Source organism: Mesorhizobium sp. M4B.F.Ca.ET.089.01.1.1 (assembly GCF_004022605.1).
GTDB lineage: Bacteria > Pseudomonadota > Alphaproteobacteria > Rhizobiales > Rhizobiaceae > Mesorhizobium > Mesorhizobium abyssinicae.
The window spans coordinates 1-10,157 of sequence record NZ_RZOS01000197.1; the positions used below are offsets into that span (position 1 = coordinate 1).

Here is a 10,157-nt window from a genome sequence, read left to right on the forward strand (position 1 = left end):
GGTCTATGTGACCAAGGGCGAGGTCAAGCAGCGCATCTCAGACGCCATCCTCAATTCCGGCATTCGCGCCGAGAAGGCGGAGTGGGACGAATATCGCTACTACCCCGACCAGTTCTTCGAACCCTATCTCACCCGTCGCCGCGCCAACGGCTTCGGCCTCTACGGCGCGCTCGGCATTGGCCGGCGCGAGGTCGACAGGATGCGTGCCCAGCACGACCGAAACTTCGTCTTCTTCGATGCACCCGTCGGCATGATCTTCACCGTCGACCGGCGGCTGAACAAGGGCTCGTGGATCGACTACGGGATGTTCCTGCAGAACATCATGGTGGCGGCGCGGGGCAGGGGCCTGCACACCTGCCCGCAGGCGGCCTTCGCGCCTTATCACCGGCAGATCCGCCCGGTTCTCAACATCCCGGACGAGGAGATCGTCGTCTGCGGCATGGCGCTGGGCTACGAGGACACGTCGAAGCCGGAGAACGAATTCCGCACCGACCGCGCGCCGCTCGAGGAATGGGTGACGTTCAGCGAGTAAGGCTCGCGACCGCCACGCCTGCAGCCTACTCGGTGTTCATACGCACGCCATGGCCGCTGACATGGGCGCCGTCCTGCGGCGTCAGCCGCAGATAGGCGAACAAGGCGCAGAGCGTGATCAGGCCTTCGATAACGAACAGGATGCGGAAATCGTTGACGCTCGCCTGGCCGCCGCCTGCGAGCAGCGACAGAAGTGCCGCCGCCAGGCCGACGCTGACCGCCACCGCGAGCTGCCAGAGGATGTAGTAGAGCGCGCTGAAGCGGCCGAGTTGCTCGGGCGCGATGTCCGAGTAGGACAGGTTGCCGGTCGAGGCCCATTGCACCGAGCGGAAGATGCCGAAGATGAAGATATAGGCGAGCACGATCCAAGCGGGCAGGCTTGCCTGCATCAAGGCGAAGCCAGCGACCAGACAGGCGACGATCGGCGTGTTGGCGACCAGCACGCGGCGGAAGCCGAAGCGGTTGAGGATGCGCGGCATCATGAAGCGCGTCAGCAGCGAGCCGATCGCGGCAACGAAGGTCAGCGATCCCGCCTGCACCGCGCTCATGCCGAAGCCGAGCTGGAACATCAGCGGCAACAGGAAGACGACCGAGCTCAGCCCGATCGTATCGAGGCCGCCGCCGGTCAGGAAGCTGACGCGGAAGGTGCGGATGCGCAGCAGTTTGAGGTCGAGCAGCGGATTGCGGACGCGCAGGCAATAGAAGGACGCGACGGTCAGGATGGCGGTCGCCAGCCCGAGCTCGGCGGCGATGATGCCGGCGGCGGCGTCCTTGGCGGCGAGCGAATCCATGCCGAAGACGAGCAGCGCCATGCCGCTGCCGACCAGCAGGAAGCCCGGAAAGTCGAACGGTGTGCGGACCGGCTTGGTCGCGGAGGGGAACAGCGAGGCGGCGAGCAGCGCGGCAATGAGCGCAATCGGGATGTTGATGTAGAAGATCCAGCGCCACGAGACGTAGGTGGTGAGCGCGCCGCCGACCAGCGGGCCGACCAATGGTCCGGACTGGCCGGCCAGCGAAATGTACATGTTGATCTTCAGCGTGCGGTCGCGCGGAAAGCTCGACAGGATCACCACCTGGCCGAGCGTGCCCATCAGCGCGCCGCCAAAACCTTGCAGGGCGCGCGAGGCGACCAGCATCCAGATGTTCTCCGAGAGGCCGCAAAGCGCGGAGGCAATGGCGAAGACCAGCAGGGCAAAGCAATAGACGTTGCGCAGGCCGAAGCGGTCGGCTGCCCAGCCGCCGAGCGGCATCGAGATGATGAGACTGGCGACATAGACGGTGATCAGCAGGCCAAGCTGGCTCGGCGGACGGGCCAGGCTTTCACCGATGCCGGGAAGCGCAGTCACCACGACATTCTGATCGAGACTGGTCATGAAGACGCCGCAGGCGACGGTCGCCGGCAACAGCATCGACGCTTCGCCCGCCGGGGCAAAGCGGGTTGTGGCTGTCGCCGAAGTCTCTGCGGTCATTGGAGGATATGGTCGAACGGGTTGCCTGGACGGGCACCTGCCCCGACAGGAGCCCGTGATTTCCTATCTATCGTCCCGGCTGGCCTAAGGCTCAAGCAGCAGTTGTAGCCGTCCGTAGTGCCAGCTGCGTGCTCTTCCAGAATTGTCCTCTTGTCTTACGCAGTTCCGGACGGAAAACCGCTGCACACTTTTCCTGGAATTGCTCTATTGCACCTCGTAGCCGACTTCCTCGCTGGCGTGGCACAGCGCCTTCCAGAACGAGCGGGCGAAGGAGCGGAAGACGTAGATGTCGAACTGGTCGCCGCCGCTGCGCTGGATCTGCGCGAAGACGTCGTGATGCGTGGTCGAGCGGCCGGCGCCGACCGGGAAGGCCGTCAGGGCGAAATCGATGGCGAAGAACTTCGCCAGCACCCATTCGGCCTTCGGGCCGGCGATGCGGATCGCGGTGCGGCCGTGCGACAGATCGGTGACGGTGCCTACGTCCGGCGTGACGACGCCGGAGAACGCGGCCGCAAGGCCCTCGGCTTCGTCGACGACGGTGAATTTGCCCGAGGCGAAGCCGAACGCCGCTCTTACGCCGTTGGCGACGCCGCCGCCTGCGCCGTCCGGAAGGGCAAGGCCCGCAACCTTATATATGGCCGACATCAGCCGCTTCTCCTCGCCCGGCCAGGCGGCGAGCTGCAGGATCGACCCCGGCCGCGTCTCCGACAGGATGACGTCGACGCCTTGTTCGAAATTGCCGTGCGAGCCCGGATGGTACTGCGGCTCGAGCGGAGACAAGCGCACGGGTAATTGGCGTTCAACCATGCATGCGGCTCCCGTCCGGGTCGTAGAAGTGGTTGGAGACGATCTCGATCGGACCGAACCGGTTGCGCAGTGGGTCGGAGACGAAGGCGCGCGTGCCGTGGCGGGCCTTGCCGCCCTTGATTAGCGCCAGCGCGATATGCTTGCCGAGCGCCGGCGAGTAGCAGCAGGCGGTGATGTGGCCGATCGAATCGTGCGGATTGGCTTCGTCCAATTCCTCGACAATATGGGCGCCGCCGTTGAGCGGGCGGTTGTCGAGCGAGACCAGGCCGACCAGTTGCAGCCGGTCAGGCGCGATCAATCCTTCGCGGTCCATCATTGCCGAGCCGATGAAGGGCTTCTTCTTCGACAGCATCCAGTCGAGATGCAGGTCGCGCGCCGTGGTGCGGCCGTCGATCTCGGCGCCGGTGACATGGCCCTTCTCGATGCGCATCGTGCCCAGCGCCTCGAGCCCGTAGGTGACCAGGCCGAACGGCTTGCCGGCCGCGATCAGCGCCTCCCAGACATGGGTGCCGTAGCCGGCGCCGGAATAGACCTCGAAGGCCATCTCGCCTGAGAAGGAGAGACGGCAGATCATCACCGGCACGCCTGCTATCTGGCCGTGGACGATGCCCATGAAGGGCAAGGTGGCGTTGTCGACGGCGGTGCCGGTGACGCAGGCCGCAAGGATGGCTCTCGCCTTCGGCCCGCCGATAGCGGCGCCCGCCCATTCGTCGGTCACAGAGGTGACGGTGACCTTCAGCTCCGGCCAGATGACGTCGAGGAAATATTCCAGATGCTGCATCACCTTGCCGGCATTGGCGGTGGTGGTGGTCATCAGGAAGTCCTGTTCGCCGAGCCGCCAGGTGGTGCCGTCATCGAAGGCAAGCCCGTCCTCGCGCAGCATCAGGCCGTAGCGCGCCTTGCCGACGGCAAGCGTGGAAAACATGTTGGTGTAGACGCGGTCGAGGAGCTCCGCCGCGTCCGGCCCCTGCACCGCGATCTTGCCCAGCGTCGAGACGTCGACGATGCCGGCGCTGTCGCGGGTGGCCTTGGCCTCACGGACATAGGCCTGCTCGACCGTCTCGCCGGCGAGCCCGTAGATCATCGGCCGGTACCAGAGTCCGGCCGAATACATCCTCGCGCCATTGGCGATGTGCCAGTCATGCATCGGCGTCAGCCGCTCGGGCTTGACGTCGCCAAAACGCTCGGCCGCCAGCGAGCCGATCGACACCGCCGTATAGGGCGGGCGGAAGCGCGTCGTGCCGACCTCGGGGATCGGCTTGCCGAGCGCCTCGGCCATGATGGCGAGGCCCGGCACGTTGGAGCTCTTGCCCTGGTCGGTCGCCATGCCGAGCGTGGTGTAGCGCTTCAGATGCTCGACCGAGACAAAGCCCTCGCGATGCGCCAGCCGCACATCTTCCGCCGTCACGTCGTGCTGGAAATCGACGAAGCTCTTGCCCTTTGCCTTGATCTCGAACACCGGCGCTGGATCGGGCTCGCCGGGCGCTGCTTCGACGTCCGGCAACGCCGCCGGCGTGCCAGGGCCGCCGGCGGCGGCGAGACCCGCGGCGCGGCCTTCGGCAATGGCCTCGGCGGTCGAGAAACTGCCGGTGAAGGCGCCAGCGCCGACCCAGCGCTGCGTCGGCTTGGGCGGCAGGAAAGCTTGGCGGGAAGCGTCCCACTCGGCCCTGGCGCCGGCCTGGCTGGCCAGGTGGATGGTCGGCGACCAGCCGCCCGAGATCAGCAGGCAGTCGGCGTGGATGCTGCGCGCATCGCCGGTGAGCGCGCCGCTCGGCATGTCGAAGCGCTGCACCTTGAGGCCGTTGAGCGCCTTGCCGCCTTCCGTCGCGATCACGGCATGGCCGGACAGGATTTCCGCCTCGGCTTCGGTGGCCAGCCTGCGCATCTCATCCGACAGCTCGGCGCGAACGTCGATGATGGCGACGATCGCGGCCCCTGCCTGCTTCAGTGCCAGGGCGGAACGGTAGGCGCTGTCATTGTTGGTGAAGAGGGCAATCCGCTCGCCTGGCAGCACGCCATATTCATTGGCGTAACGCTCCGCCGCATGCGCCAGCATGACGCCCGGCCGGTCATTGCCGGGAAAGACCAGCGGCCGTTCGAAGGAACCGGTGGCGAGCACCACGGTCCTGGCGCGGATCGCCCAGTAGCGGTGGCGCGGCTCGCCCCTGGCGGGGCTCTCCTTGTGGTCGGTGACACGCTCCAGCGCGGCAAGCGTGTTGCCGTCATAGTAGCCCCAGACCGTGGTGCGCGGCAAAAGCCGCACATTGTCGTTGCCTTCGAGCTGGCCGGCTGCGCGCGCCGCCCAGTCGGCCGCCGGCATGCCGTCGATCGTCTCGCCGGACCAGTTGGCCGAGCCGCCGAAGCGCGGCTCCAGCTCGGTGAGGATGACCCGCGCGCCCTGGTCGGCGGCAGCCTTGGCGGCCATCAGCCCGGCCGGACCTGAGCCGACCACCAGCACGTCGCAGAAGGCGTTCATGCGCTCGTAACGCGACGTGTCGGCGGCGGTGCCGGCCCTGCCGAGGCCGGCGGCGCGGCGGATGAAATGCTCGCAGAACATCCAGAAACGCGTGCCCTTGAGTGGGCCGATCACCGGCCCCATGAAGGTCTTGTAGTAGAAGCCGGCCGACAGGAGCTTGCCGCCGAGCTGATTGACCGCGCTGACGTCCCAGGCGAGCGAGGGGAAGCGGTTCTGGCTGACGGCGGTGAGCCCGTCATAGATCTCGACCATGGTGGCCGGGATGTTCGGCTCGCGGACCTCGCCGCGCAGCACCGTAACCAATGCGTTCGGCTCCTCGACGCCGGCGGTGAGCACACCGCGCGGGCGGTGGTATTTGAACGAGCGGCCGAACAGCGTGACGCCATTGGCGAGCAGCGCCGAGGCCAGCGTGTCGCCGGCATGGCCTGTGTACGAAGCACCGTCGAAGCTGAAGCGGATGGTGCGCAGGCGGTCGACGCGACCGCCGGTCTCAGTGCGGCGCGGGCTCACGACTTCGCCTCCGTCCTGTGCCGCGCGGCGGATTTGTGGCCGCCATGCGCGAAGGCGGTGCTGGAGATGTCATGCGTCAGCGTGTTGCGCACGACCCTGACATGGGCGCGGCAGCCGCCGGAATGCTGCCAGATCTCATTGTGGTCGCCGGCCGGGTTCAGCCGGTCGTAGACATAGGCGTTCCAGGCGTCGATGTCCTGCGAGGCAGGTTGCGGGCGCTCGCGGTTGCCGTCGCCCTGATAGGTGAATTCGATGACGTCGCGCGGGCCGCAATAGGGACAGGTGATGAGCATTTATCTAAACCCTAATGCAGCCTAGGCGTCGCGCCCTGGCCTTTGTCGTCGATGACGAGGCCGCGATAGAAGCGGTCGAGCGTGAAGGGCGCGTTGAGCTCGTGCGGCTCGTCCTTGGCGATGGTCCAGGCAAAGCACAGGCCGGAGGCAGGCGTCGCCTTGAAGCCGCCGTAGCACCAGCCGCAATTGAGATACATGCCGGGCAGCGGGCCGGTTGTGATGATCGGCGAGCCGTCCATCGTCATGTCGCAGAGGCCGCCCCAGGAGCGCAGCATGCGCACGCGCGCCAGGCCCGGGAACAGCGCCAGCATCTCGCTCATCACCTCGTCGACGATCGGCAGGCTGCCGCGCTGGGCATAGCTGTTGTAGCCGTCGAGGTCGCCGCCATAGACCAGGCCACCCTTGTCGGACTGCGAGATGTAGAAGTGGCCCATGCCGAAGGTCAGGATGGTGTCGATGATCGGCTTCAGCGATTCCGACACGAAGGCCTGCAATACGTGGCTCTCGATCGGCATCTTGTCGATGCCGGCCAGTTGCATGACGCGGCCGGTGCTGCCGGCGACGGCGAGCGCAACCTTCCTGGCGCGGATTTCGCCGCGCGTCGTCGACACGCCGGTGATGCGGTCGCCGTCGCGCAGGAAGCCGGTGACCTCGCAATTCTCGATGATGTCGACGCCGCGGCGGTCGGCGCCGCGCGCATAGCCCCAGGCGACGGCGTCGTGGCGGGCGCTGCCGGCGCGCCGCTGCATCAGTCCGCCGATGACCGGAAAACGCGCCGAGCCGGAGACGTCGAGCACAGGCACCAGCCGCTTGATCTGGTCGACCGTCATCAGTTCGGCATCGACGCCGAGATGGCGCATGGCGTTGCCGCGCCTGGCATAGTCATCGAACTGGGCCGGCGTATGCGCGAGGTTGAGACAGCCGCGCTGCGAGAACATGACATTGTAGTTCAGATCGTGCGACAGGTTCTCCCACAGCTTCATCGAATGCTCGTAGAAGCGCGTGTTGGACGGCAAAAGGTAGTTCGAGCGCACCGCGGTGGTGTTGCGGCCGACATTGCCGGAGCCGAGCCAGCCCTTTTCCAGCACCGCGACGTTGGTGATGCCGTGCTCCTTGGCAAGGTAGTAGGCGGTCGACAGGCCGTGCCCGCCGCCGCCGATGACGATCACGTCATAGGATGCCTTCGGGTCCGGCTTGCGCCAGGCCGGCTTCCAGTCCTGGTTTCCGCTGAGCGCGTTCTTGAGGAGCGAAAAGGCCGAATATTCCGCCATGTTTCATGTCGTCCGGTTTGTGCGATGCGGCAGACTATAGAGCAGGCGGCGGGCGCAAAGCCAAGATTGCGCCATCGCTTTTCGACTGGCCGACTCCGGTCCGTTCGGCGGCTATGGACGGGGACGGCTTGCCGCAGGGTATGGCGGTCTTTATCAAGAACGGAGTTTTTCCAAGTCTTTCGGCAGCGAGTCGCCAATAACGTCATGCTCTTCCGGTTGCTTCGCCTAATCCTGGTCTTCATGCTCGTCGTGTCGGCGCAGCCGTCGTTCGACGCGATGGCGCAGGCGATCGGTCAGGGTTCCGCCCAACTGATCGCCGACCAGCAGAAGGTCGTCCAGGACTTGACGGCCAAGACCGATGGTCTCGAAAAGAAGGTCACCGACGATGCCGAGGACGGCGCCGCGCTCGTCGACATCCGCCTGCAGCTCGAGGATATGTCGCGGGCGGCACTGAACAGCGCGCTGGCCTTCCGCTCGCGCCTCACCGATATCAACAATCGCATCGAGGTGCTGGGGCCGCCGCCGGCGCAGGGGCAGCCGCCGGAACCCGCGATCGTCACCAACGAGCGCGGCGCGCTTGCCGCCGAAAAGGCCGAGATCAACGCCGTCATCGCCGGCGCGCAGAACCTGTCGATCCGCATCAACGGGCTGATCGACAAGATCGGCATCATGCGCAGCGAGCTTTTCCGCAACGTTCTGACCAAACGCTACGAGCTGACCGACGCACTCAGCCCGCAGGCCTTTTCCGATGCTCACGATCAGTTCACCGGCCTCTACAAGGCGGTGGTGTCCTGGCTGAGCTTCGCCTTCAAATTCAAGCTCCAGGCCGTGCTCGCGGCGGCCCTGATGGCGCTGGGGCTGGCGGCGGTGCTGCTGGTCGGCGGCCGGCGACTGTTCGGGCGGATCTTCGAACCCGACCCGTCCATCGAGGAGCCGTCCTATCTCAGCCGGCTTTCCGTGGCGTTCTGGTCGACGCTGCTGCCGTCCGCGGCGCTCACAGTGTTCCTCGCCTCGACTGTGTTTTTCTTCAATTATTACAATGTGCTGCGCGGCGACATCGGCGTCTTCCTCAATGCGCTGCTGGCCGTCATCGCGGTGGTGTTCTGCGTCAACCGGCTGACCAATGCCGCACTCGAGCCGCGCCTGCCGAACTGGCGCCTGATCCCGGTCGCAACCGGCCCGGCGCGCTGGCTGGTGCGGCTGACGACGGCGATGGCTGTGGTCATCGGCTTCAACAATTTCCTGGCGGTCGTCAACGACAAGATGGGCTCGCCGCTGTCGCTGACCATTGCCAGAAGCTTCGTCGCCACCATCATCGTAGGCGTCATCCTGATCCTGATGGCATTGCTGAAGCCATTCCGGGCGAGGGACGGAACATGGCGCCCATGGCCGGCCTGGCTTCGCGTCACCGCCGTGGCGCTCGGCCTGTTCACCATCGCCGCAGCGCTGCTCGGCTATATCGGCCTTGCGCTCTTCGTCTCCCTGCAGGTGGTGGTCACCGGCACTGTCCTCGTCACCGCCTATATCGGCTTCCTGTCGGCGCGGGCGATCGGCGAGGAGGGCGGTTTCGCCGACACATCGATCGGGCGCTGGCTGACCACCAATTCCAGCTATGACGAGACCGCGCTCGACCAGCTCGGCCTGGTCGTCAGCATCGCCATCAACCTGATGATCGTGCTGGTGTTCCTGCCGCTGATCCTTTTGATGTGGGGGTTCCAGCCCGGCGACATCCAGGCCTGGGCCTATAAGCTGGCGACGGGCGTCACCATCGGCTCGGTGACGATTTCGTTCACCGGCATCCTCAGCGGCATCGTCGTCTTCGTCATCGGCTATTTCCTGACGCGCTGGTTCCAGGGCTGGCTCGACGGTTCAGTGATGGCGCGCGGCAGGGTCGATCCCGGCGTGCGCAACTCGATACGGCTGGCGGTCGGCTATGCCGGCGTCGCCATTGCCGGCCTCGTCGGCGTCTCGGCGGCCGGCATCGACCTGTCGAACCTGGCCCTCGTTGCCGGCGCCCTGTCGCTCGGTATCGGTTTCGGCCTGCAGAATGTCGTGTCGAACTTCGTCTCCGGCCTGATCCTGCTCGCCGAGCGGCCGTTCAAGGTCGGTGACTGGATCGTCGCCGGCGACACCACAGGCACGGTCCGGAAGATCAGCGTGCGCGCCACCGAGATCGAGACGTTCCAGCGGCAGTCGGTGATCCTGCCCAATTCGAACCTGATCAACAATGCGGTCGGCAACTGGACGCATCGCAACAAGCTCGGCCGTGTCGATATCAAGGTCGGGGTCGCCTATGGCAGCGACGTCAAGCGGGTGCATGCCCTTTTGCTCGACATCGCGCGCAGCCATCCGCTGGTGCTGAAGAACCCCGAGCCGTTCGTGCTGTTCGCCAATTTCGGCGCCGCCGCACTCGAATTCGAGATCCGCGTCTTCCTCGCCGACATCCTCAACGGCAACATCGTCCAGAACGACATCCGTTTCGCCATCTTCGATGAGTTCAACAGCGAGCACATCGAGATCCCGTCGACGCCGCGCGCCGTGGTCGAGACGAAGAAGCCCGAGGCATGGCCGCTCGACGACGACAAGATGGAGGCCGACTTCGCCGACAAGGAGCAAGCGGAGGCCGAAGCCGCGGTAGAGAAGGCGCGCCTGGCGAAGTCCAGGCGCAAGGGCAGCAAGCCCGACCCGGATTGAGGTGGGCTGATATTCAGGTGAGGCCGGCCTGCAAACGGCGGCTGCCTGCGCTTCCGGTGCTCACCTACTTTGTGTACGCTCCGCTCCGGTTCTCGGAACCCACCGT

At 65.9% G+C, this 10,157-nt stretch carries 7 protein-coding genes; 2 read left to right on the forward strand and 5 right to left on the reverse strand.

The window, feature by feature from the left end; all coding sequences use genetic code 11:
- A partial coding sequence (locus EN780_RS18815) for a nitroreductase (RefSeq protein ID WP_128274965.1) occupies positions 1 to 532 on the forward strand: 532 nt, incomplete at its 5' end.
- 25 nt (positions 533 to 557) lie between these two features.
- Here EN780_RS18815 and EN780_RS18820 read toward each other — a convergent pair.
- The 5 genes from EN780_RS18820 to EN780_RS18840 form a co-directional block, all read right to left on the reverse strand.
- Positions 558 to 2,000, reverse strand: coding sequence for an MFS transporter (locus EN780_RS18820; RefSeq protein ID WP_128274966.1), 1,443 nt, complete (start codon positions 1,998 to 2,000; stop codon positions 558 to 560).
- Positions 2,001 to 2,204: 204 nt separating this feature from the next.
- Complete coding sequence (locus EN780_RS18825) at positions 2,205 to 2,807, reverse strand: sarcosine oxidase subunit gamma (RefSeq protein WP_128274967.1); 603 nt, start codon at positions 2,805 to 2,807, stop codon at positions 2,205 to 2,207.
- Positions 2,800 to 5,793: a sarcosine oxidase subunit alpha gene (locus tag EN780_RS18830; protein ID WP_128274968.1), complete on the reverse strand. Its 2,994-nt coding sequence runs from the start codon at positions 5,791 to 5,793 to the stop codon at positions 2,800 to 2,802. Before EN780_RS18830 ends, EN780_RS18825 begins: the two co-directional genes overlap by 8 nt.
- On the reverse strand, positions 5,790 to 6,086 hold the full coding sequence (locus tag EN780_RS18835; RefSeq protein ID WP_128274969.1) for a sarcosine oxidase subunit delta: 297 nt from the start codon (positions 6,084 to 6,086) through the stop codon (positions 5,790 to 5,792). The genes EN780_RS18830 and EN780_RS18835 overlap by 4 nt, the downstream gene beginning before the upstream one ends.
- 11 nt (positions 6,087 to 6,097) lie before the next feature.
- A complete protein-coding gene (locus tag EN780_RS18840) occupies positions 6,098 to 7,357 on the reverse strand; it encodes a sarcosine oxidase subunit beta (protein ID WP_127283740.1) in 1,260 nt (419 codons plus the stop codon).
- A 204-nt stretch (positions 7,358 to 7,561) separates the two neighbouring features.
- Between EN780_RS18840 and EN780_RS18845 the strand changes: the two genes are divergently transcribed.
- Positions 7,562 to 10,051 carry a mechanosensitive ion channel family protein gene (locus tag EN780_RS18845; RefSeq protein WP_128274970.1) on the forward strand — a complete coding sequence of 830 codons (2,490 nt, stop codon included), beginning with the start codon at positions 7,562 to 7,564 and terminating at the stop codon, positions 10,049 to 10,051.
- The last annotated feature ends 106 nt before the right edge of the window (positions 10,052 to 10,157 follow it).